Source organism: Streptomyces sp. NPDC017529 (assembly GCF_044329785.1).
In the GTDB taxonomy this organism is placed as follows: Bacteria; Actinomycetota; Actinomycetes; order Streptomycetales; family Streptomycetaceae; genus Streptomyces.
Genome location: NZ_JBIRJY010000007.1, coordinates 189,914 through 213,117, shown reverse-complemented (window position 1 = coordinate 213,117; position 23,204 = coordinate 189,914). Strand labels below are relative to the sequence as shown.

Genomic DNA, 23,204 nt, shown 5'->3' with positions numbered 1-23,204 from the left:
CCACGACTCCATCGCCACCACTCAGGAGCAGCAGTGAAGCGCAGCAAGAATCTTCGCAACGCGGACGCGAAGATCGACCGGGAGCGTCAGTACGCCCCGCTCGAAGCCGTCCGTCTGGCCAAGGAGACCTCCCTGGCCAAGTTCGACGCGACCGTCGAGGTCGCCATGCGTCTGGGCGTCGACCCGCGCAAGGCCGACCAGATGGTCCGTGGCACCGTGAACCTTCCGCACGGCACCGGTAAGACCGCCCGGGTCCTGGTCTTCGCGACCGGCGACCGTGCTGCGGCCGCGGAAGCCGCGGGCGCCGACATCGTCGGCTCCGACGAACTGATCGACGAGGTCGCCAAGGGCCGCCTGGACTTCGACGCCGTCGTCGCCACGCCGGACCTCATGGGCAAGGTCGGCCGCCTCGGCCGCGTGCTCGGTCCCCGTGGTCTGATGCCGAACCCGAAGACCGGCACCGTCACCCCGGACGTCGCCAAGGCTGTCACCGACATCAAGGGCGGCAAGATCGAGTTCCGCGTGGACAAGCACGCGAACCTCCACTTCATCATCGGCAAGGTGTCCTTCGACGACGCCAAGCTGGTGGAGAACTACGCCGCGGCGCTGGAGGAGATCAACCGCCTCAAGCCGTCCGCCGCCAAGGGCCGCTACATCAAGAAGGCCACCATCACCACCACGATGGGCCCCGGCGTTCCGGTCGACTCCAACCGCACCCGCAACCTCCTCGTCGAGGAGGACGTGCTCGCCGTCTGAGTCTGACGGCAGGCACGCGCGTACGCGTATGCCGGGCCCCGCACCTCATCGAGGTGCGGGGCCCTTCGCATGCGCCGGGGAGGCCGGTCCCGGCGGTGTGCGCAGCCCTGCCAGGGCGCTGTCACCCCCCTGCACTACTCTCGCTTGCAGTCGTGAAGGTGATCTACAACGGGGAGCAGCACGTGCGTACTGCGCGCATCACCGCGGTCGTGGCCGGGGTCGTCATGATGGCCGGCCTCACCGCCTGCGGTGACCAGGACGGTGGCGGCACGGCGGGCGGCGACAAGGCCGCGGGCGGCGGCTCGCCGGTCCAGGCCGCCGTCGCGGCCCTGCGGACGGCCTCCGAGAAGACCGGCGCCAAGAGCTCGGCCAAGATCGACGGGACGAACAGGCTGGGCAAGATGACGATGTCCGTCAAGGGCGCGATGGACTGGTCCAAGGGCGTCCGGGCGCAGGCCGAGATGTCCCCGCAGGGAGACGCGGCGGGGCTGGGCGGCGGCAAGCCCATCAAGACCGTGACGACTCCCGAGGCGGTGTACGTCAATCTCGGGCTCCGCGACAAGCCCTGGATGAAGTACGACTACAACGCGATGGCCAAGCAGTCCGCGCTCGGCGCGCTGATGAAGGACCAGGCGCAGAACAACAACCCGACGCGCGCCATGGCGCTGGTCATCGCCTCGGGCAAGGCCGAGAAGGCCGGTACGGAGGACGTGCGCGGCGTCCGGGCGACCCACTACACCGCCACCTTCGAGGTGAGCGAGCTGGCTCGCATGCAGGCGTCCGAGGACTTCAGCCAGAAGGACATGAAGGCGCTGGAGGAGACGCTCAAGCAGAACGGCACGACGAGCCAGACGATCGACCTTTGGGTCGGCCCGGACAACCTGCTCGTCAAGAAGACCGAGAAGGCCCAGAGCAACCTGGGCGGCTCGGAGAACACGGTCTTCTACTCCGACTACGGCACCAAGGTCACGGTCCAGGAGCCGCCGGCCTCGCAGACCACGGACGGCGGCAAGGCCGGCGCCGGCGCGGGTGCCGCGGCCGGTGGCCTGGCGGGCTGAGGCCGCTCGCACCGGCCGGTGACCGGATTTGCCTGGCGTGGGCCGTTCGCGTACCGTAGCGGAGAAGCCAAAGACCGCTGGTTGTCTCTGCGTGCCTTTACGGGCGCGCGGTGGCCGAAGGATCCGCTAGCTGCGGACGGCCTGCGCAGGTGGACGAGGAAGAACTCCCGGAAGAACTCCGTTTCGCCCGGTTGAGCCATGCCCCGTGCGCTTGCGCCGGGGCGTTTGCTTTGCCCAGCCCCTTCTGCGCGGTCCTCATCACCCGGAAGGAGGCCGAGGCTCATGGCGAGGCCCGACAAGGTCGCAGCCGTCGAGGAGATCACGGAGAAGCTCCGTAACTCCAACGCCGCTGTTGTGACCGCGTACACCGGACTGTCCGTCGCTCAGCTCAAGCAGCTGCGCCGTTCGCTCGGTGACAACGCTCAGTACCGTGTGGTGAAGAACACGCTGACCAAGATTGCGGCCACTGAGGCCGGGATCACGCTGGACGAGCACCTCAAGGGCTCGACGGCAGTCGCCTTCGTGACCGGTGACCCGGTCGAGGCGGCGAAGGGTCTTCGTGACTTCGCCAAGGAGAACCCCTCTCTCGTCATCAAGGGCGGTGTCCTTGAAGGCAAGGCGCTGTCCGCCGACGAGATCAAGAAGCTTGCGGACCTTGAGTCCCGCGAGGTTCTGCTCGCCAAGCTGGCGGGTGGCATGAAGGCGTCCATGGCCAAGGCCGCGGCGACCTTCCAGGCCCCGCTCACGAAGATGGTCCGCACCGCGGAAGCTCTTCGCAGCAAGGTCGAGCAGGGCGGTGCCGGTGAGCCGGCTCCCGCCGCGGCTGCGGAGTAACCACTCCCCAGTCCAGCGGGCACGTCTGCTCAGCACGCCCGCCGCAATGTACATCCGGCACCAGCCGAATTAGTGGAAGGACCGCCACCATGGCGAAGCTCACCCAGGACGAACTGCTGGCCCAGTTCGAGGAGATGACCCTCATCGAGCTCTCCGACTTCGTGAAGAAGTTCGAGGAGAAGTTCGACGTCGAGGCTGCCGCCCCCGTCGCCGTTGCCGCCGCCGGTGCCCCGGGCGCCCCGGCCGCCGAGGCCGCCGAGGAGCAGGACGAGTTCGACGTCATCCTCACCGGCGCCGGCGACAAGAAGATCCAGGTCATCAAGGTCGTGCGTGAGCTGACCTCGCTGGGTCTGAAGGAGGCCAAGGACCTCGTCGACGGCACCCCGAAGCCGGTCCTCGAGAAGGTCGCCAAGGACGCCGCGGACAAGGCCGCCGAGGCCCTCAAGGGCGCCGGCGCCTCCGTCGAGGTCAAGTGACCCGACGAGTCTGCTGACTCTTCGCAAACCTGAAGGCGATCACCCATGCGGGTGGTCGCCTTCGGGCGTTCGGGCCGCGGCTGCGCCGTCCCGCCCTTCCGTGCGAGTATGGTGATCTTCGTTGCCCGGCCCCGTGCACCCCGTGACGATCTTCCAGCGGGTGGGGGGCCTTGACGAACCGCACGCAGCGCGCAATTCTCAGGACGCGACGTCAGAAGCGATCCGGGTTCGAGGCATGGATCGTCGTCGAAGAGGGAAGCATCGGTGTGCGCCTGTTGGCGCACGGCTTGCGGCAGGCATACGGCGTTGGGCGTTGAGAAGAACAACGAGGGGTTCCTCCGTCACGGAGGGTGCCACCTCCCGGAGGGAGAAGATCGGTATCACGGTGCTGGGCCGGTCTCCGGAAACTCGCTCTGGACATCAGTGTGCCGAGTGGCTACACTGACCCTTTGCGCTGCCTGTTAGCTGCTCCCTGCCCGTCACCAGGGGCATACCCGAGCCCGAGCAATGCCGACTGATCCGCCCTGACCTGGGCCTTTCCTCCGGTGTGTTCGGTTAGGGACCGGTACGCGCGTAGTGAGTCCGAGCCCTCGGAAGGACCCCCTCTTGGCCGCCTCGCGCAACGCCTCGACTGCCAATACGAACAACGGCGACAGCACCGCCCCGCTGCGCATCTCTTTTGCGAAGATCAAGGAGCCCCTCGGGGTTCCGAACCTCCTTGCGCTGCAGACCGAAAGCTTCGACTGGCTGCTCGGCAATGCCGCATGGAAGGGTCGCGTCGAGGCTGCGCTGGAAAGTGGTCAGGACGTCCCCACCAAGTCCGGTCTGGAGGAGATCTTCGAAGAGATCTCCCCGATCGAGGACTTCTCCGGGTCGATGTCGCTGACGTTCCGCGACCACCGATTCGAGCCCCCGAAGAACTCCATCGACGAGTGCAAGGAGCGCGACTTCACGTACGCGGCCCCGCTCTTCGTCACGGCTGAGTTCACCAACAACGAGACCGGCGAGATCAAGTCCCAGACGGTCTTCATGGGCGACTTCCCGCTCATGACCAACAAGGGCACCTTCTGCATCAACGGCACCGAGCGTGTCGTCGTCTCGCAGCTGGTCCGCTCGCCGGGCGTCTACTTCGACAGCCAGATCGACAAGACGTCCGACAAGGACATCTTCACGGCCAAGATCATCCCGTCCCGGGGTGCCTGGCTGGAGATGGAGATCGACAAGCGCGACATGGTCGGCGTGCGCATCGACCGCAAGCGCAAGCAGTCCGTGACCGTCCTCCTCAAGGCCCTCGGCTGGACGACCGAGCAGATCCTCGAAGAGTTCGGCGAGTACGAGTCGATGCGCGCCACCCTGGAGAAGGACCACACCCAGGGCCAGGACGACGCGCTGCTCGACATCTACCGCAAGCTGCGTCCGGGCGAGCCGCCGACGCGCGAGGCCGCGCAGACGCTGCTGGAGAACCTCTACTTCAACCCGAAGCGCTACGACCTCGCGAAGGTCGGCCGCTACAAGGTCAACAAGAAGCTCGGCGGCGACGAGCCGCTGGACGCCGGCGTGCTGACCACCGACGACGTCATCGCCACGATCAAGTACCTGGTCAAGCTCCACGCGGGCGAGACCGAGACGATCGGCGAGAACGGCACGGAGATCGTCGTCGAGACCGACGACATCGACCACTTCGGCAACCGCCGCCTGCGCAACGTCGGCGAGCTGATCCAGAACCAGGTCCGTACGGGTCTCGCCCGTATGGAGCGTGTCGTGCGCGAGCGCATGACCACCCAGGACGTCGAGGCGATCACGCCGCAGACCCTGATCAACATCCGGCCGGTCGTCGCCTCCATCAAGGAGTTCTTCGGCACCAGCCAGCTGTCCCAGTTCATGGACCAGACCAACCCGCTGTCGGGTCTGACCCACAAGCGCCGTCTGTCCGCGCTGGGCCCCGGTGGTCTGTCCCGTGAGCGGGCCGGCCTGGACGTCCGTGACGTGCACCCCTCGCACTACGGCCGCATGTGCCCGATCGAGACGCCCGAAGGCCCGAACATCGGTCTGATCGGTTCGCTCGCCTCGTACGGCCGCGTCAACGTCTTCGGCTTCATCGAGACGCCGTACCGCAAGGTCGTCGACGGCCGGGTCACCGAGCAGGTCGACTACCTGACCGCCGACGAGGAGGACCGCTTCCTCATCGCGCAGGCCAACGCGCCGCTCACCGAGGACATGCAGTTCGCCGAGGGCCGCGTGATGTGCCGCCGCCGCGGTGGTGAGGTCGACCTCGCCGCCCGCGAGGACGTGGACTACATGGACGTCTCGCCGCGCCAGATGGTGTCGGCCGCGACCGCCATGATCCCCTTCCTGGAGCACGACGACGCCAACCGCGCGCTCATGGGATCGAACATGATGCGCCAGGCCGTGCCGCTGATCAAGGCGGAGGCCCCGCTGGTCGGCACCGGCATGGAGTACCGCTGCGCGGTCGACGCCGGCGACGTCATCAAGGCCGAGAAGGACGGTGTGGTCCAGGAGGTCTCCGCGGACTACATCACCGTCGCCAACGACGACGGCACGTACACCACGTACCGCGTCGCCAAGTTCACCCGCTCCAACCAGGGCACCTCCTTCAACCAGAAGGTCGTCGTGGACGAGGGCGCGCGCGTCGTCGTGGGCCAGGTGCTCGCCGACGGTCCCTCCACCGACGAGGGCGAGATGGCGCTGGGCAAGAACCTGCTCGTCGCCTTCATGCCCTGGGAGGGCCACAACTACGAGGACGCGATCATCCTGTCGCAGCGCCTCGTGCAGGACGACGTCCTGTCCTCGATCCACATCGAGGAGCACGAGGTCGACGCCCGGGACACCAAGCTGGGCCCCGAGGAGATCACCCGGGACATCCCGAACGTCTCCGAGGAGGTCCTCTCGGACCTCGACGAGCGCGGCATCATCCGGATCGGTGCCGAGGTCGTCGCCGGCGACATCCTCGTCGGCAAGGTCACGCCCAAGGGCGAGACCGAGCTGACCCCCGAGGAGCGCCTGCTGCGCGCCATCTTCGGCGAGAAGGCCCGTGAGGTCCGTGACACCTCGCTGAAGGTCCCGCACGGCGAGATCGGCAAGGTCATCGGCGTCCGCGTCTTCGACCGCGAAGAGGGCGACGAGCTGCCCCCGGGCGTGAACCAGCTGGTCCGCGTCTACGTGGCGCAGAAGCGCAAGATCACCGACGGTGACAAGCTCGCGGGCCGCCACGGCAACAAGGGCGTCATCTCCAAGATCCTGCCGGTCGAGGACATGCCGTTCCTGGAGGACGGCACCCCGGTCGACATCATCCTCAACCCGCTGGGTGTCCCGTCCCGAATGAACCCGGGACAGGTCCTGGAGATCCACCTCGGCTGGCTCGCCAGCCAGGGCTGGAAGGTCGAGGGCGACGAGGACTGGCAGAAGCGTCTCCAGGCGATCGGCGCCGACGAGGTCGCGCCCCGCACCAACGTCGCGACCCCGGTCTTCGACGGTGCGCGCGAGGACGAGCTCGCTGGTCTGTTCGACTCCACGCTGCCGAACCGCGACGGCGAGCGGATGGTCAAGGACACCGGCAAGGCCCGGATGTTCGACGGCCGTTCCGGTGAGCCGTTCCCGGACCCGATCTCGGTCGGGTACATGTACATCCTGAAGCTCCACCACCTGGTCGACGACAAGCTGCACGCCCGCTCGACCGGTCCGTACTCGATGATCACCCAGCAGCCGCTGGGTGGTAAGGCCCAGTTCGGTGGCCAGCGCTTCGGTGAGATGGAGGTGTGGGCGCTGGAGGCTTACGGCGCCGCGTACGCCCTCCAGGAGCTGCTGACGATCAAGTCCGACGACGTGACCGGCCGCGTGAAGGTCTACGAGGCCATCGTCAAGGGCGAGAACATCCCCGAGCCCGGCATTCCCGAGTCCTTCAAGGTGCTCATCAAGGAAATGCAGTCGCTCTGCCTGAACGTGGAGGTGCTGTCCTCGGACGGCATGTCCATCGAGATGCGCGACACGGACGAGGATGTCTTCCGCGCCGCGGAGGAGCTCGGTATCGACCTGTCCCGGCGCGAGCCGAGCAGCGTCGAAGAGGTCTGACGGGCCTGGCCGGGGCTCCTTTTCCCGAGGAGCCCCGGTCGCCCCGGACCCGTACAGACCATGATGTAGAGCCCATTTTTTCGCTTACGCGAAGGGCACGACCCTGAAAGAGGGATTGACGACAGTGCTCGACGTCAACTTCTTCGACGAGCTGCGGATCGGCCTGGCGACCGCGGACGACATCCGACAGTGGTCTCACGGTGAGGTCAAGAAGCCGGAGACCATCAACTACCGCACCCTCAAGCCGGAAAAGGACGGGCTCTTCTGCGAGAAGATCTTCGGTCCGACCCGGGACTGGGAGTGCTACTGCGGCAAGTACAAGCGTGTCCGGTTCAAGGGCATCATCTGCGAGCGCTGTGGCGTCGAGGTCACTCGCGCCAAGGTGCGCCGTGAGCGGATGGGCCACATCGAGCTGGCCGCCCCCGTCACGCACATCTGGTACTTCAAGGGCGTTCCGTCGCGGCTGGGCTACCTGCTCGACCTCGCCCCGAAGGACCTGGAAAAGGTCATCTACTTCGCCGCCTACATGATCACGTGGGTGGACGAGGAGCGCCGTACGCGCGACCTGCCCTCGCTGGAGGCCCACGTCTCCGTCGAGCGCCAGCAGATCGAGCAGCGCCGCGACGCCGACCTGGAGGCCCGCGCCAAGAAGCTCGAGACCGACCTGGCCGAGCTGGAGGCCGAGGGCGCCAAGGCGGACGTGCGCCGCAAGGTGCGCGAGGGCGCCGAGCGTGAGATGAAGCAGCTGCGCGACCGCGCGCAGCGCGAGATCGACCGCCTCGACGAGGTGTGGAACCGCTTCAAGAACCTCAAGGTCCAGGACCTGGAGGGCGACGAGCTGCTCTACCGCGAGCTGCGTGACCGCTTCGGCACGTACTTCATGGGCGGCATGGGCGCGGCCGCGCTCCAGAAGCGCCTGGAGTCCTTCGACCTCGACGAAGAGGCCGAGAAGCTCCGCGAGATCATCCGCACCGGCAAGGGCCAGAAGAAGACCCGTGCGCTCAAGCGCCTGAAGGTCGTCTCCGCGTTCCTGCAGACCCGCAACAGCCCCAACGGCATGGTGCTGGACTGCATCCCGGTCATCCCGCCGGACCTGCGTCCGATGGTGCAGCTGGACGGTGGCCGCTTCGCGACCTCCGACCTGAACGACCTGTACCGCCGTGTGATCAACCGCAACAACCGCCTGAAGCGGCTTCTCGACCTCGGCGCGCCCGAGATCATCGTGAACAACGAGAAGCGGATGCTCCAGGAGGCCGTCGACGCGCTGTTCGACAACGGCCGGCGCGGCCGCCCGGTGACCGGTCCCGGCAACCGCCCGCTGAAGTCCCTGAGCGACATGCTCAAGGGCAAGCAGGGCCGTTTCCGTCAGAACCTGCTCGGTAAGCGTGTGGACTACTCCGCGCGTTCCGTGATCGTCGTCGGTCCGCAGCTGAAGCTGCACCAGTGTGGTCTGCCGAAGGCCATGGCGCTGGAGCTCTTCAAGCCGTTCGTGATGAAGCGCCTGGTCGACCTGAACCACGCGCAGAACATCAAGAGCGCCAAGCGGATGGTCGAGCGCGGCCGTACGGTCGTCTACGACGTCCTCGAAGAGGTCATCGCCGAGCACCCGGTCCTGCTGAACCGTGCGCCCACCCTGCACCGCCTCGGCATCCAGGCCTTCGAGCCGCAGCTGGTCGAGGGCAAGGCCATTCAGATTCACCCGCTCGTGTGCACCGCGTTCAACGCGGACTTCGACGGTGACCAGATGGCCGTGCACCTGCCGCTGTCCGCGGAGGCGCAGGCCGAGGCCCGCATCCTGATGCTGTCCTCGAACAACATCCTCAAGCCGGCCGACGGCCGTCCGGTCACCATGCCGACCCAGGACATGGTGCTGGGCCTGTTCTTCCTCACCACCGACGAGGCGGAGCGCAAGGTCATCGGCGAGGGCCGCTCCTTCGGCTCGGTCGCCGAGGCGATCATGGCCTTCGACAACCGGGAGCTCTCGCTCCAGGCGAAGGTCGACATCCGCTTCCCGATCGGCACCGTCCCGCCCCGTGGCTGGACCCCGCCGGCGCAGGAAGAGGGCGAGCCCGAGTGGCAGCAGGGTGACAGCTTCCGGCTGCGTACGACCCTGGGCCGCGCGCTCTTCAACGAGCTGCTGCCCGAGGACTACCCGTTCGTCGACTACTCGGTGGGCAAGAAGCAGCTCTCCGCGATCGTCAACGACCTGGCCGAGCGCTACCCGAAGGTCATCGTGGCGGCGACGCTCGACAACCTGAAGGCGGCCGGTTTCCACTGGGCGACCCGTTCCGGTGTCACCGTCGCGGTCTCGGACATCGTCGTGCCGGAGGCCAAGAAGGCCATCGTCGCGGGCTACGAGGCCCAGGACGAGAAGGTCCAGAAGCAGTACGAGCGCGGTCTGATCACCAAGGACGAGCGCACTCAGGAACTGATCAACATCTGGACCAAGGCGACCAACGAGGTCGCCGAGGCGATGAACGACAACTTCCCCAAGACGAACCCCATCTTCATGATGGTTGACTCGGGTGCCCGAGGAAACATGATGCAGATGCGGCAGATCGCCGGTATGCGTGGTCTGGTGTCGAACGCGAAGAACGAGACCATCCCGCGTCCGATCAAGGCCTCGTTCCGCGAGGGTCTGTCCGTGCTGGAGTACTTCATCTCCACCCACGGTGCCCGTAAGGGTCTCGCGGACACCGCCCTGCGTACCGCCGACTCGGGTTACCTCACCCGTCGTCTGGTCGACGTCTCCCAGGACGTCATCATCCGCGAGGAGGACTGCGGCACCGAGCGCGGTCTGAAGCTGCGGATCGCCGGCAAGGGCGCCGACGGTGTCCTGCGCAAGGCGGACGACGTCGAGTCCAGCGTGTACGCACGCATGCTGGCCGAGGACGTCGTGGTGGACGGCAAGGTCATCGCGTCGGCGAACGTGGACCTCGGCGACGTGCTCATCGACCAGCTGGTCGCGCACGGCGTCGAGGAGGTCAAGACCCGCTCGGTCCTGACCTGTGAGTCCGCGGTCGGCACCTGCGCCTACTGCTACGGCCGCTCGCTGGCCACCGGCAAGCTGGTCGACATCGGTGAGGCGGTCGGCATCATCGCCGCCCAGTCCATCGGTGAGCCCGGCACCCAGCTGACGATGCGTACCTTCCACACCGGTGGTGTGGCCGGTGACGACATCACCCTGGGTCTGCCGCGTGTCGTCGAGCTGTTCGAGGCCCGTACGCCCAAGGGTGTCGCCCCGATCTCCGAGGCCGCCGGCCGCGTGCGGATCGAGGAGACCGAGAAGACCAAGAAGGTCATCGTCACGCCGGACGACGGCAGCGACGAGACGGCTTACGGCGTCTCCAAGCGTGCCCGTCTGCTGGTGGGCGAGGGTGACCACGTCGAGGTCGGCCAGGCGCTGACCGTGGGTGCCGTCAACCCGCACGACGTGCTGCGCATCCTGGGCCAGCGGGCCGTCCAGGTCCACCTGGTCGGCGAGGTCCAGAAGGTCTACAACAACCAGGGCGTGGCGATCCACGACAAGCACATCGAGATCATCATCCGGCAGATGCTGCGCCGTGTGACGATCATCGAGTCCGGCGACGCGGAGCTGCTGCCGGGCGAGCTGGTGGAGCGCACGAAGTTCGAGGGCGAGAACCGTCGCGTGGTCCAGGAGGGCGGTCACCCCGCCTCCGGTCGTCCGCAGCTGATGGGTATCACCAAGGCTTCGCTGGCCACCGAGTCCTGGCTGTCGGCGGCGTCCTTCCAGGAGACGACCCGGGTGCTCACCGACGCGGCGATCAACGCCAAGTCGGACTCCCTGATCGGCCTCAAGGAGAACGTCATCATCGGTAAGCTCATCCCGGCCGGTACGGGCCTGTCCCGCTACCGCAACATCCGGGTGGAGCCCACCGAGGAGGCCAAGGCCGCGATGTACTCGGCCGTCGGTTACGACGACATCGACTACTCGCCCTTCGGCACCGGCTCCGGCCAGGCGGTCCCGCTGGAGGACTACGACTACGGTCCGTACAACCAGTAATCCTGGTAACGCGCTGTACGCAGGGCGGTCACCCCATCCGGGGTGGCCGCCCTGCGGCGTTTCCGGTAGTGCGGCCCGCCGGTTTCCGGGAGACAACGCGCGCGAACGGTCCGGGGCGGCGGTCGGAATTCGGCCTCCGGGGAACCGTGCGATCTCCTGGCGCGTACTGAATGATGGGTGTACTGCCTAACGTGGGGGAGGTGCTCAAGTGGCGTACCAGTCGTGGCAGCCTGCGCAGTGGCAGGGCGGGCAGCCGGCTCAGGCGTCGGGCCAGGCTCCGGCGATGCGGGCTTCGCACGCCGACCGGGAGCGCGCGGTCGACGTGTTGAAGGCCGGGTTCGCCGAGGGCCGGCTCGCGCAGCAGGAGTACGAGCAGCGGATCGGCCGCGCGTACCAGGCCCAGACCCACGCCGAGCTGCAGATGCTGGTGGCGGACCTGCCGCAGGGCCCGGTACCGCAAGCACAGTTCGCCCCCCGGCAGCCGCTGCCGGCGACGTTCATGCCGATGCAGATGCCGCCCCCGGCGCGGACCAACGGCGCGGCGACCGGCTCGCTGGTGTGCGGCATCCTCACCCCGGTGACCTGGGGCCTGACGGCGATTCCCGCGGTGGTCCTGGGACACAAGGCGCGGGCCGAGGTCCGCCGCAGCGGGGAGCGCGGGGACGGCCAGGCGGTCGCCGGGCTGATCCTGGGGTGGCTGGGGATCGGCTTCTGGGCCGTGTTCCTGTGCTTCCTCGCCCTGGCGATGATCTCCCGCGCCTAGGGTGTGACGGACATCTCGCAGGACGGGCGGGCGGCCTTGCGGAAGCACCCGTATGGCGGCGCCCGGCTTGCGCCGCGGCGGTGGAGCCTTCTTCCGTACGGCCCCTGATCGCACTACGGTGGCCGCAGCGCCGGGGGAGTCCGGCGTGTCCTTCGCGTGTGCATTTGTTTTGACCGCAGCCCATGCGGTAGGTACGCTCTGACCTTGTGCCTGGGGTGTCCTCGGGCTGTCGTGCGTGCACTTGTCCGCACGGAAGCCGGGTCTCGACACCGCAATCTGCCGCCTTCCTCGTTCCAGCGAGGGGTCTGCAGTATTCGACACACCCGACCGCGTGGGTCGGGGACTGTTCCAGGTTAGCTTTACCGAGACTGGCACACAGAAACCGGAGAAACGGTGCCTACGATCCAGCAGCTGGTCCGCAAGGGCCGGCAGGACAAGGTCGAGAAGAACAAGACGCCCGCACTGGAGGGTTCCCCCCAGCGCCGTGGCGTCTGCACGCGTGTTTTCACGACCACCCCGAAGAAGCCGAACTCGGCCCTGCGTAAGGTCGCGCGTGTGCGTCTGACCAGCGGCATCGAGGTCACCGCTTACATTCCGGGTGAGGGCCACAACCTGCAGGAGCACTCGATCGTGCTCGTGCGTGGCGGCCGTGTGAAGGACCTGCCGGGTGTTCGGTACAAGATCATCCGCGGCTCCCTCGACACGCAGGGCGTCAAGAACCGCAAGCAGGCTCGCAGCCGCTACGGCGCCAAGAAGGAGAAGTAAGAATGCCTCGTAAGGGCCCCGCCCCGAAGCGCCCGGTCATCATTGACCCGGTCTACAGCTCTCCTCTGGTGACCTCCCTCATCAACAAGGTTCTGCTGAACGGCAAGCGCTCCACCGCCGAGCGCATCGTTTACGGCGCCATGGAGGGTCTGCGTGAGAAGACCGGCAACGACCCGGTCATCACGCTGAAGCGCGCGCTGGAGAACATCAAGCCGACCCTTGAGGTCAAGTCCCGCCGTGTCGGTGGCGCGACCTACCAGGTCCCGGTCGAGGTCAAGCCCGGCCGCGCCGCCACGCTCTCGCTGCGCTGGCTCGTGGGCTACTCCCGCGCCCGCCGCGAGAAGACCATGACCGAGCGCCTCATGAACGAGCTGCTGGACGCCTCGAACGGCCTCGGCGCTTCGGTCAAGAAGCGCGAGGACACGCACAAGATGGCCGAGTCCAACAAGGCCTTCGCGCACTACCGCTGGTAGTCGCTACCCACATCGAGACCGAGAGAAGATTGAGCCGATATGGCTACCACTTCGCTTGACCTGGCCAAGGTCCGCAACATCGGGATCATGGCCCACATCGACGCGGGCAAGACGACCACCACCGAGCGGATCCTGTTCTACACCGGTGTCTCCTACAAGATCGGTGAGGTCCACGACGGCGCTGCCACGATGGACTGGATGGAGCAGGAGCAGGAGCGCGGCATCACGATCACGTCTGCCGCGACGACCTGCCACTGGCCGCTGAACGACGTCGACCACACGATCAACATCATCGACACCCCGGGCCACGTCGACTTCACCGTCGAGGTGGAGCGTTCGCTGCGCGTGCTCGACGGTGCCGTGACGGTGTTCGACGGCGTCGCCGGTGTTGAGCCGCAGTCCGAGACCGTTTGGCGTCAGGCGGACCGCTACGGCGTGCCGCGTATCTGCTTCGTCAACAAGCTCGACCGCACCGGTGCGGAGTTCCACCGCTGCGTCGACATGATCGTGGACCGCCTCGGCGCGACCCCGATCGTGATGCAGCTGCCGATCGGCACCGAGGCGGACTTCAAGGGCGTCATCGACCTCGTCTCCATGAAGGCGCTGGTCTGGTCCGCCGAGGCCGCCAAGGGCGAGATGTACGACACCGTCGACATCCCGGCCACGCACGCCGAGGCCGCCGACGAGTGGCGCGGCAAGCTGCTTGAGGCCGTCGCCGAGAACGACGAAGAGATGATGGAGCTGTACCTGGAGGGCCAGGAGCCCACCGTGGACCAGCTGCACGCGGCGATCCGTCGCATCACCATCAACTCGGGCAAGGGCGGCGACACCACCGTCACCCCCGTGTTCTGCGGTACCGCGTTCAAGAACAAGGGCGTGCAGCCCCTGCTCGACGCGGTCGTGCGCTACCTCCCGTCGCCGCTGGACGTCGAGGCCATCGAGGGCCACGCCGTCAACGACGCGGACGAGGTCATCAAGCGCCGTCCCTCCGAGGACGAGCCGCTGGCCGCGCTGGCCTTCAAGATCGCGAGCGACCCCCACCTGGGCAAGCTCACCTTCATCCGGGTGTACTCGGGCCGCCTTGAGGCCGGCTCGCAGGTCACCAACTCGGTGAAGGGCAAGAAGGAGCGCATCGGCAAGATCTACCGGATGCACGCGAACAAGCGTGAGGAGATCGAGTCGGTGGGTGCCGGCGACATCGTCGCCGTCATGGGTCTGAAGCAGACCACCACCGGTGAGACCCTCTGCGACCCGTCGAACCAGGTCATCCTGGAGTCGATGGAGTTCCCGGCCCCGGTCATCCAGGTCGCGATCGAGCCCAAGTCCAAGGGCGACCAGGAGAAGCTGGGTGTCGCCATCCAGCGTCTCGCCGAGGAGGACCCGTCCTTCCAGGTCCACACGGACGAGGAGACCGGTCAGACCATCATCGCGGGTATGGGCGAGCTGCACCTCGACGTGCTGGTCGACCGTATGAAGCGCGAGTTCCGGGTCGAGGCGAACGTCGGCAAGCCGCAGGTCGCGTACCGCGAGACGCTGCGCAAGGCCGTCGAGCGCCTGGACTACACGCACAAGAAGCAGACTGGTGGTTCCGGCCAGTTCGCGAAGGTGCAGATCGCGCTTGAGCCGCTTGAGGGCGACGGGTACGAGTTCGAGAACAAGGTCACCGGTGGCCGTATCCCGCGGGAGTACATCCCGTCCGTGGACGCGGGCTGCCAGGAGGCCATGGAGTTCGGCGTGCTCGCCGGCTACCCGCTGACCGGCGTCAAGGTCGTGCTCCTCGACGGTGCGTTCCACGAGGTCGACTCCTCGGAGATGGCCTTCAAGATCGCCGGTTCGATGGCCTTCAAGGAGGCCGCCCGCAAGGCCAGCCCGGCCCTGCTGGAGCCGATGATGAAGGTCGAGGTGACGACGCCCGAGGACTACATGGGTGACGTCATCGGCGACATCAACTCGCGTCGCGGTCAGATCCAGTCCATGGAGGACCGCCACGGCGCCAAGCTCGTCACGGGCCTGGTTCCGCTCTCGGAGATGTTCGGCTACGTCGGAGACCTCCGCAGCAAGACCTCGGGTCGCGCAAGCTACTCGATGCAGTTCGACTCCTACGCCGAGGTTCCGCGGAACGTCGCCGAGGAGATCATCGCGAAGGCCAAGGGCGAGTAGCTCCGGCTCCCACGAGTCGGAACACGCTTTAGGCTTGACACCGTCTGCCGGGGTCCGTCCCCGCCACCCGCGAGGTGGGCCCCGTCAGCCGGCACCCCAGCAAAGATCACCTGGCGCCGATGAGTAAGGCGTACAGAACCACTCCACAGGAGGACCCCAGTGGCGAAGGCGAAGTTCGAGCGGACTAAGCCGCACGTCAACATCGGCACCATCGGTCACATCGACCACGGTAAGACGACCCTCACGGCCGCCATTACCAAGGTGCTGCATGACGCGTACCCGGACCTGAACGAGGCCTCGGCCTTCGACCAGATCGACAAGGCTCCCGAAGAGCGCCAGCGCGGTATCACCATCTCGATCGCGCACGTCGAGTACCAGACGGAGAACCGTCACTACGCCCACGTTGACTGCCCCGGTCACGCGGACTACATCAAGAACATGATCACCGGTGCCGCCCAGATGGACGGCGCGATCCTCGTGGTCGCCGCGACCGACGGTCCGATGCCGCAGACCAAGGAGCACGTGCTCCTGGCCCGCCAGGTCGGCGTGCCCTACATCGTCGTCGCCCTGAACAAGGCCGACATGGTGGACGACGAGGAGATCCTGGAGCTCGTCGAGCTCGAGGTCCGCGAGCTCCTCTCGGAGTACGAGTTCCCGGGCGACGAGGTTCCGGTCGTCAAGGTCTCGGCGCTCAAGGCGCTCGAGGGCGACAAGGAGTGGGGCGACTCCGTCCTCAAGCTCATGGCCGCCGTCGACGAGTCGATCCCGCAGCCCGAGCGTGACGTCGACAAGCCGTTCCTGATGCCGATCGAGGACGTCTTCACGATCACCGGCCGTGGCACCGTTGTCACCGGTCGTATCGAGCGTGGTGTCCTCAAGGTCAACGAGACCGTCGACATCATCGGCATCAAGACCGAGAAGACCACCACCACGGTCACCGGCATCGAGATGTTCCGGAAGCTGCTCGACGAGGGCCAGGCCGGTGAGAACGTCGGTCTGCTGCTCCGCGGCATCAAGCGCGAGGACGTCGAGCGCGGCCAGGTCATCATCAAGCCGGGCTCGGTCACCCCGCACACGGAGTTCGAGGCGCAGGCGTACATCCTGTCGAAGGACGAGGGTGGCCGTCACACCCCGTTCTTCAACAACTACCGCCCGCAGTTCTACTTCCGTACCACGGACGTGACCGGCGTCGTGACCCTCCCCGAGGGCACCGAGATGGTCATGCCGGGCGACAACACCGAGATGTCGGTCCAGCTGATCCAGCCGGTCGCCATGGAGGAGGGCCTGAAGTTCGCCATCCGTGAGGGTGGCCGGACCGTCGGCGCCGGCCAGGTCACCAAGATCGTCAAGTGATGTGACGGTCGGGGAGACCCGGCAGCTCTTCTGAGCGCTCAGAGAAGCCCCGTCCACCTTCTGGGTGGACGGGGCTTCTCGCGTCTCCCGGGACGCCCGGGCGGCCGCTGAGGGCCTCCTCGGCCCCGCGGGGCCTTCTGCTCCGGGGGCCCGGTTGCCTAGCATGGGTGGGCCGGCGCGTACCCCTCCTGGGGACGCGACCCTTTTCACCAGGAGTGACGCCATGCTGCGCACCATGTTCAAGTCCAAGATCCACCGTGCCACCGTGACCCAGGCGGACCTGCACTACGTCGGCTCGGTGACGGTCGACGCCGACCTCCTGGACGCCGCCGACCTGCTCCCCGGCGAACTCGTCCACATCGTCGACATCACCAACGGCGCGCGCCTGGAGACGTACATCATCGAAGGCGAGCGCGGCTCGGGCGTCCTCGGCATCAACGGCGCCGCGGCGCACCTCGTGCACCCCGGGGACCTGGTGATCCTCATCAGCTACGCCCAGGTGGACGACGCCGAGGCCAGGACGCTGCGGCCGCGCGTCGTCCACGTGGACGCGGAAAACCGCATCGTCGCGCTCGGCACGGACCCGTCGGAGCCGGTCCCGGGAGGCGACGCGGTACGCGGCCCGGGGGCCGTGGCCGGCTGACCGGGCTGCGGGGGGCGCCCCGGCGGGTGGTGCGGCGGTGTGATGTCGCGCACGTGCCGAACAGCTGCGGCGCGTCGTGGAGGGGGTCGTGCAGACGGGCGGGCGTGATGCGGTGTACGATCTCCCGCTTGATTGGCGGCGCCCGCCGGTCATGTGGCACACTGTCCAGGTTGCTCGGTTGAGTGCCGATGCTGCGCGCCTCCCGCCGGGAGGACTGGAAGCGAGTCCTAGGTATTCGTCGCTCCTTATCAGGGGCGGAAGTACGGGAATCTTCCGGGAAGCGTCAGCGGGGTGCCTCGGCCAGGCGCCCGGTGGGTGTTCATCCCCCACGTTTTCCTTCTCGAAGGATCGCCCTTGCGGGGATCTGCGGGAAGGAGCGCGACACGCCCGACCGCGTGGGTCGGTGGATGAACGGCAACGCACCGGGTCCCAGAGCGTTACGAGAGACAGGACTACGAAGTAGCCATGGCGGGACAGAAGATCCGCATCCGGCTCAAGGCCTACGACCACGAGGTCATCGACACGTCGGCGAAGAAGATCGTCGAGACGGTGACCCGTACTGGTGCGTCGGTCGCGGGCCCGGTGCCGCTCCCCACCGAGAAGAACGTGTACTGCGTCATCAAGTCGCCGCACAAGTACAAGGACTCGCGCGAGCACTTCGAGATGCGCACGCACAAGCGCCTGATCGACATCCTCGACCCGACGCCCAAGACCGTTGACTCGCTGATGCGCCTGGACCTTCCGGCCGGCGTTGACATCGAGATCAAGCTCTGAGAGGCGCAGTAGAGATGGCTAAGCAGATCAAGGGCATCCTGGGCGAGAAGCTCGGCATGACCCAGGTCTGGGACGAGAACAACCGTGTCGTCCCGGTCACTGTGGTCAAGGCCGGCCCCTGCGTCGTTACCCAGGTGCGCACCAATGACCAGGACGGCTACGACTCCGTCCAGATCGCCTTCGGCGAGATCGACCCGCGCAAGGTGAACAAGCCCCTCAAGGGCCACTTCGCGAAGGCCGACGTCACCCCCCGCCGGCACCTCGTCGAGGTCCGTACCGCTGACGCCAGCGAGTACACCCTCGGCCAGGAGCTGACCGCCGAGACCTTCGAGTCCGGCGTCAAGGTGGACGTGACCGGCAAGAGCAAGGGCAAGGGCTTCGCCGGTGTCATGAAGCGTCACGGCTTCCACGGCGGCAAGGCTTCGCACGGTGCCCACCGCGTGCACCGCAAGCCGGGCTCCATCGGTGGCTGCGCCACCCCGGGCCGCGTGTTCAAGGGCATGCGGATGGCCGGCCGTATGGGCAACGAGCGGGTCACCACCCAGAACCTGACCGTCCATGCCGTTGACGCGGAGAAGGGCCTGCTGCTCATCAAGGGCGCAGTTCCTGGTCCGAACGGCGGCCTCGTCCTGGTCCGTACCGCGGCCAAGGGGGCCTGAGGTAACCGATGAGCACCATTGACATCCTTTCGCCGGCAGGCGACAAGGCCGGGACCGTCGAGCTCCCCACGGAGATCTTCGACGCGAAGGTCAGCATTCCGCTGATCCACCAGGTCGTCGTCGCACAGCTGGCCGCGGCCCGTCAGGGCACGCACAAGACCAAGACTCGCGGCGAGGTCCGCGGCGGTGGCAAGAAGCCGTACCGCCAGAAGGGCACCGGCCGCGCGCGCCAGGGCTCGACCCGCGCGCCGCAGTTCGCCGGCGGTGGCGTCGTGCACGGCCCCGTGCCGCGTGACTACTCGCAGCGGACCCCGAAGAAGATGAAGGCCGCCGCCCTGCGCGGTGCCCTCACCGACCGGGCCCGCAACAGCCGCATCCACGTCGTCTCCGGCGTGGTCGAGGGCGAGGTCTCCACCAAGGCCGCCAAGGCTCTCCTCGGCAAGATCAGCGAGCGCAAGCACGTGCTGCTGGTCGCCGAGCGCGCCGACGAGGCCGCGTGGCTGTCCGCCCGCAACCTGCCCCAGGTCCACATCCTGGAGCCGGGCCAGCTGAACACGTACGACGTGCTCGTCTCCGACGACGTGGTCTTCACCAAGGCCGCCTTCGAGTCCTTCGTGGCTGGTCCCAAGGCCGCTGAGCTCGAAGGGAGCGCCGCCTGATGACTGAGGCGACCGTTACCAGCAAGTCCTTCTCGGACCCGCGCGACCTCCTGGTCAAGCCGGTCGTCTCCGAGAAGAGCTACGCGCTGCTGGACGAGAACAAGTACACGTTCATCGTCGACCCGCGTGCGAACAAGACCCAGATCAAGCAGGCCGTCGAGGCGGTCTTCTCGGTCAAGGTCACCGGGGTCAACACGATCAACCGCCAGGGCAAGCGCAAGCGCACCCGCACCGGTTTCGGAAAGCGCGCCAACACCAAGCGCGCCATCGTGACCCTTGCCGAGGGCGACCGTATCGACATCTTCGGCGGCCCGGTCTCCTAACGGAGTCCGAGTCGTCCGGAATCGGACGAGGACTGAGAAATGGGTATCCGCAAGTACAAGCCGACGACCCCGGGCCGTCGTGGCTCCAGCGTCGCCGACTTTGTCGAGATCACGCGGTCCACGCCGGAGAAGTCGCTGGTCCGCCCGCTGCACAGCAAGGGCGGCCGTAACAACGCCGGTCGTGTGACCGTTCGCCACCAGGGCGGTGGCCACAAGCGCGCCTACCGCGTGATCGACTTCCGTCGTCACGACAAGGACGGCGTGCCGGCCAAGGTCGCGCACATCGAGTACGACCCCAACCGCACCGCGCGCATCGCGCTGCTGCACTACGCAGACGGCGAGAAGCGTTACATCATCGCGCCGCGTGGCCTGGTGCAGGGTGCTCGGATTGAGAACGGCCCTGGCGCCGACATCAAGCCGGGCAACAACCTGCCGCTGCGCCACATCCCGGTCGGTACGACGATCCACGCCATCGAGCTGCGGCCCGGCGGCGGCGCGAAGTTCGCCCGCTCCGCGGGTGCCTCCGTGCAGCTGCTGGCGAAGGAGGGCACGATGGCCCACCTTCGTATGCCGTCCGGTGAGATCCGCCTGGTCGACGTGCGCTGCCGCGCCACCGTCGGCGAGGTCGGCAACGCCGAGCAGTCGAACATCAACTGGGGCAAGGCCGGCCGTATGCGCTGGAAGGGCGTCCGCCCGACCGTGCGTGGTGTCGTGATGAACCCGGTCGACCACCCGCACGGTGGTGGTGAGGGCAAGACCTCCGGTGGTCGCCACCCGGTCTCGCCGTGGGGCCAGAAGGAGGGTCGTACTCGTTCGCCGAAGAAGGCTTCGAACAAGTACATCGTCCGCCGCCGCAAGACGAACAAGAAGCGCTAGGAGCGGGTTTAGATGCCGCGTAGTCTCAAGAAGGGGCCCTTCGTCGACGACCACCTTTCCAAGAAGGTGGATGTTCAGAACGAAGCCGGCACCAAGAACGTCATCAAGACCTGGTCCCGCCGCTCCATGATCGTCCCGGCCATGCTCGGCCACACGATCGCGGTGCACGACGGCCGTAAGCACGTCCCGGTGTTCGTCACCGAGTCGATGGTCGGCCACAAGCTCGGCGAGTTTGCGCCGACCCGCACCTTCCGCGGCCACGAGAAGGACGACCGCAAGTCGCGTCGTCGCTGATCGACCGGAGTGCGAAGACTATGACTGACACCGAAGGGACAACCATGGAAGCCAGGGCCCAGGCGCGGTACATCCGCGTCACGCCCATGAAGGCCCGCCGCGTGGTGGACCTTATCCGTGGCATGGATGCCACGGAGGCTCAGGCGGTCCTGCGTTTCGCCCCGCAGGCCGCGAGCGTGCCCGTCGGCAAGGTGCTGGACAGCGCCATTGCCAACGCGGCGCACAACTACGACCACACCGACGCCGGCAGCCTCTTCATTTCCGAGGCGTACGTCGACGAGGGTCCGACCCTGAAGCGGTTCCGGCCGCGTGCCCAGGGCCGTGCCTACCGGATCCGCAAGCGGACCAGCCACATCACCGTGGTCGTCAGCAGCAAGGAAGGAACCCGGTAATGGGCCAGAAGGTAAACCCGCACGGGTTCCGGCTCGGCATCACCACCGACTTCAAGTCGCGTTGGTACGCCGACAAGCTGTACAAGGACTACGTCAAGGAAGACGTCGCCATTCGTCGCATGATGACGAAGGGCATGGAGCGCGCCGGTATCTCGAAGGTTGAGATCGAGCGCACCCGTGAGCGCGTCCGCGTTGACATCCACACCGCTCGTCCGGGCATCGTCATCGGCCGCCGTGGCGCCGAGGCCGACCGCATCCGCGGCGAACTGGAGAAGCTGACCGGCAAGCAGGTCCAGCTGAACATCCTCGAGGTCAAGAACCCCGAGACCGATGCTCAGCTCGTGGCCCAGGCCGTCGCCGAGCAGCTGTCCTCCCGCGTCTCCTTCCGTCGCGCCATGCGCAAGAGCATGCAGTCGACGATGAAGGCCGGCGCCAAGGGCATCAAGATCCAGTGTGGTGGCCGTCTCGGCGGCGCCGAGATGTCCCGCTCGGAGTTCTACCGCGAGGGCCGCGTGCCCCTGCACACGCTCCGCGCGAACGTCGACTACGGCTTCTTCGAGGCCAAGACCACCTTCGGCCGCATCGGCGTGAAGGTCTGGATCTACAAGGGCGACGTCAAGAACATCGCCGAGGTCCGCGCCGAGAACGCCGCCGCCCGTGCGGGCAACCGCCCGGCCCGTGGTGGCGGCAACGACCGCCCCCGCCGCGGTGGCGAGCGTGGCGGCCGTGGCGGCCGCAAGCCGCAGCAGAACGCCGCTGCCGAGGCCCCCAAGGCCGAGGCCGCTGCCGCTGCTCCGGCTGCTGAGAGCACCGGAACGGAGGGCTGACCGACATGCTGATCCCTCGCAGGGTCAAGCACCGCAAGCAGCACCACCCGAAGCGCAACGGTATGGCCAAGGGTGGCACCGAGCTTGCCTTCGGTGAGTACGGCATTCAGGCCGTGACCCCCGCCTACGTGACGAACCGGCAGATCGAGTCCGCTCGTATCGCCATGACCCGTCACATCAAGCGTGGCGGCAAGGTCTGGATCAACATTTACCCGGACCGCCCGCTGACGAAGAAGCCGGCCGAGACCCGCATGGGTTCCGGTAAGGGTTCTCCGGAGTGGTGGGTCGCGAACGTCAAGCCCGGTCGGGTGATGTTCGAGCTGTCCTTCCCGAACGAAAAGGTTGCGAAGGAGGCGCTGACCCGCGCCGCCCACAAGCTTCCGATGAAGTGCCGCATCGTGCGGCGCGAGGCAGGTGAGTCGTGATGGCGGCCGGTACCAAGGCGACCGAGCTGCGCGAGCTGAATGGCGAGGACCTCGTCAAGAAGCTTCGTGAGGCCAAGGAGGAGCTGTTCAACCTCCGCTTCCAGGCGGCGACCGGACAGCTGGAGAACCACGGCCGGCTGAAGGCCGTCCGCAAGGACATCGCCCGGATCTACACCCTGATGCGCGAGCGCGAGCTCGGCATCGAGACGGTGGAGAGCGCCTGATGAGCGAGAAGAATGTGACTGAGACGAACGAGCAGCGCGGCTTCCGCAAGACCCGCGAGGGTCTCGTCGTCAGCGACAAGATGGACAAGACCGTCGTCGTCGCTGTCGAGGACCGTGTCAAGCACGCGCTGTACGGCAAGGTCATCCGCCGTACGAACAAGCTCAAGGCGCACGACGAGCAGAACGCTGCCGGTGTCGGCGACCGCGTCCTCCTGATGGAGACGCGCCCGCTGTCGGCGAGCAAGCGCTGGCGCATCGTCGAGATCCTCGAGAAGGCCAAGTAAGGAAATTCCCGTTCGGGAATTTTCATAGATACCGCCTGGGGGGTTTCCCCCAGGTCAGTTCCGCCAGGCTCGG

The 23,204-nt window shown here is 67.0% G+C and carries 23 protein-coding genes; all 23 read left to right on the top strand.

Going from position 1 to position 23,204, the window contains the following annotated elements; translation table 11 throughout:
- Window positions 1-33: 33 nt before the first annotated feature.
- The 23 genes from rplA (at window position 34) to rpsQ (ending at window position 23,131) form a co-directional block, all read left to right on the top strand.
- Window positions 34-756: a 50S ribosomal protein L1 gene (gene rplA, locus ACH4K4_RS20540; RefSeq protein ID WP_398168966.1), complete on the top strand. Its 723-nt coding sequence runs from the start codon at window positions 34-36 to the stop codon at window positions 754-756.
- A gap of 182 nt (window positions 757-938) precedes the next feature.
- On the top strand, window positions 939-1,814 hold the full coding sequence (locus tag ACH4K4_RS20535; protein ID WP_398168965.1) for a hypothetical protein: 876 nt from the start codon (window positions 939-941) through the stop codon (window positions 1,812-1,814).
- Between the two features lie 282 nt (window positions 1,815-2,096).
- On the top strand, window positions 2,097-2,648 hold the full coding sequence (gene rplJ, locus ACH4K4_RS20530; RefSeq protein WP_398168964.1) for a 50S ribosomal protein L10: 552 nt from the start codon (window positions 2,097-2,099) through the stop codon (window positions 2,646-2,648).
- Between the two features lie 89 nt (window positions 2,649-2,737).
- The gene (gene rplL, locus ACH4K4_RS20525; RefSeq protein ID WP_398168963.1) at window positions 2,738-3,124 is read left to right on the top strand and encodes a 50S ribosomal protein L7/L12; all 387 of its coding nucleotides are present in this window, start codon (window positions 2,738-2,740) and stop codon (window positions 3,122-3,124) included.
- Window positions 3,125-3,730: 606 nt separating this feature from the next.
- On the top strand, window positions 3,731-7,213 hold the full coding sequence (rpoB, locus tag ACH4K4_RS20520; RefSeq protein WP_398168962.1) for a DNA-directed RNA polymerase subunit beta: 3,483 nt from the start codon (window positions 3,731-3,733) through the stop codon (window positions 7,211-7,213).
- A 124-nt stretch (window positions 7,214-7,337) separates the two neighbouring features.
- Window positions 7,338-11,237: a DNA-directed RNA polymerase subunit beta' gene (locus ACH4K4_RS20515; protein ID WP_398169206.1), complete on the top strand. Its 3,900-nt coding sequence runs from the start codon at window positions 7,338-7,340 to the stop codon at window positions 11,235-11,237.
- 283 nt (window positions 11,238-11,520) lie between these two features.
- On the top strand, window positions 11,521-12,000 hold the full coding sequence (locus ACH4K4_RS20510; RefSeq protein ID WP_398169204.1) for a DUF1707 and DUF4190 domain-containing protein: 480 nt from the start codon (window positions 11,521-11,523) through the stop codon (window positions 11,998-12,000).
- A gap of 393 nt (window positions 12,001-12,393) precedes the next feature.
- Window positions 12,394-12,765, top strand: coding sequence for a 30S ribosomal protein S12 (gene rpsL, locus ACH4K4_RS20505; RefSeq protein ID WP_003948652.1), 372 nt, complete (start codon window positions 12,394-12,396; stop codon window positions 12,763-12,765).
- Window positions 12,766-12,767: 2 nt separating this feature from the next.
- A complete protein-coding gene (rpsG, locus tag ACH4K4_RS20500) occupies window positions 12,768-13,238 on the top strand; it encodes a 30S ribosomal protein S7 (RefSeq protein WP_030017001.1) in 471 nt (156 codons plus the stop codon).
- Between the two features lie 39 nt (window positions 13,239-13,277).
- A complete protein-coding gene (gene fusA, locus ACH4K4_RS20495) occupies window positions 13,278-15,398 on the top strand; it encodes an elongation factor G (RefSeq protein ID WP_398168961.1) in 2,121 nt (706 codons plus the stop codon).
- Between the two features lie 159 nt (window positions 15,399-15,557).
- Complete coding sequence (gene tuf, locus ACH4K4_RS20490; protein ID WP_398168959.1) at window positions 15,558-16,751, top strand: elongation factor Tu; 1,194 nt, start codon at window positions 15,558-15,560, stop codon at window positions 16,749-16,751.
- A gap of 223 nt (window positions 16,752-16,974) precedes the next feature.
- Complete coding sequence (panD, locus tag ACH4K4_RS20485) at window positions 16,975-17,394, top strand: aspartate 1-decarboxylase (protein WP_398168958.1); 420 nt, start codon at window positions 16,975-16,977, stop codon at window positions 17,392-17,394.
- A gap of 465 nt (window positions 17,395-17,859) precedes the next feature.
- Window positions 17,860-18,168, top strand: a complete 309-nt coding sequence (rpsJ, locus tag ACH4K4_RS20480) for a 30S ribosomal protein S10 (RefSeq protein WP_004571821.1) — start codon at window positions 17,860-17,862, stop codon at window positions 18,166-18,168.
- Between the two features lie 14 nt (window positions 18,169-18,182).
- Window positions 18,183-18,827 (top strand): 50S ribosomal protein L3, encoded by a 645-nt coding sequence (rplC, locus tag ACH4K4_RS20475; RefSeq protein WP_031003040.1) that lies wholly within the window; start codon window positions 18,183-18,185, stop codon window positions 18,825-18,827.
- Window positions 18,828-18,835: 8 nt separating this feature from the next.
- Window positions 18,836-19,486, top strand: coding sequence for a 50S ribosomal protein L4 (rplD, locus tag ACH4K4_RS20470; RefSeq protein WP_030648847.1), 651 nt, complete (start codon window positions 18,836-18,838; stop codon window positions 19,484-19,486).
- The gene (gene rplW, locus ACH4K4_RS20465) at window positions 19,486-19,809 is read left to right on the top strand and encodes a 50S ribosomal protein L23 (RefSeq protein ID WP_030016990.1); all 324 of its coding nucleotides are present in this window, start codon (window positions 19,486-19,488) and stop codon (window positions 19,807-19,809) included. The genes rplD and rplW overlap by 1 nt, the downstream gene beginning before the upstream one ends.
- Window positions 19,810-19,848: 39 nt before the next feature.
- Entirely contained in the window at window positions 19,849-20,685 is an 837-nt protein-coding gene (rplB, locus tag ACH4K4_RS20460) for a 50S ribosomal protein L2 (RefSeq protein ID WP_360124517.1), read from the top strand.
- A gap of 12 nt (window positions 20,686-20,697) precedes the next feature.
- The gene (gene rpsS, locus ACH4K4_RS20455) at window positions 20,698-20,979 is read left to right on the top strand and encodes a 30S ribosomal protein S19 (protein WP_014054167.1); all 282 of its coding nucleotides are present in this window, start codon (window positions 20,698-20,700) and stop codon (window positions 20,977-20,979) included.
- 44 nt (window positions 20,980-21,023) lie between these two features.
- Complete coding sequence (rplV, locus tag ACH4K4_RS20450; RefSeq protein ID WP_032926743.1) at window positions 21,024-21,371, top strand: 50S ribosomal protein L22; 348 nt, start codon at window positions 21,024-21,026, stop codon at window positions 21,369-21,371.
- Complete coding sequence (gene rpsC / locus ACH4K4_RS20445) at window positions 21,371-22,198, top strand: 30S ribosomal protein S3 (protein WP_004571828.1); 828 nt, start codon at window positions 21,371-21,373, stop codon at window positions 22,196-22,198. Before rplV ends, rpsC begins: the two co-directional genes overlap by 1 nt.
- Before the next feature lie 5 nt (window positions 22,199-22,203).
- Entirely contained in the window at window positions 22,204-22,623 is a 420-nt protein-coding gene (rplP, locus tag ACH4K4_RS20440; protein ID WP_004571829.1) for a 50S ribosomal protein L16, read from the top strand.
- A complete protein-coding gene (gene rpmC / locus ACH4K4_RS20435; RefSeq protein WP_030016986.1) occupies window positions 22,623-22,847 on the top strand; it encodes a 50S ribosomal protein L29 in 225 nt (74 codons plus the stop codon). The genes rplP and rpmC overlap by 1 nt, the downstream gene beginning before the upstream one ends.
- Window positions 22,847-23,131 (top strand): 30S ribosomal protein S17, encoded by a 285-nt coding sequence (rpsQ, locus tag ACH4K4_RS20430; protein ID WP_004571831.1) that lies wholly within the window; start codon window positions 22,847-22,849, stop codon window positions 23,129-23,131. The genes rpmC and rpsQ overlap by 1 nt, the downstream gene beginning before the upstream one ends.
- Window positions 23,132-23,204: the final 73 nt, after the last annotated feature.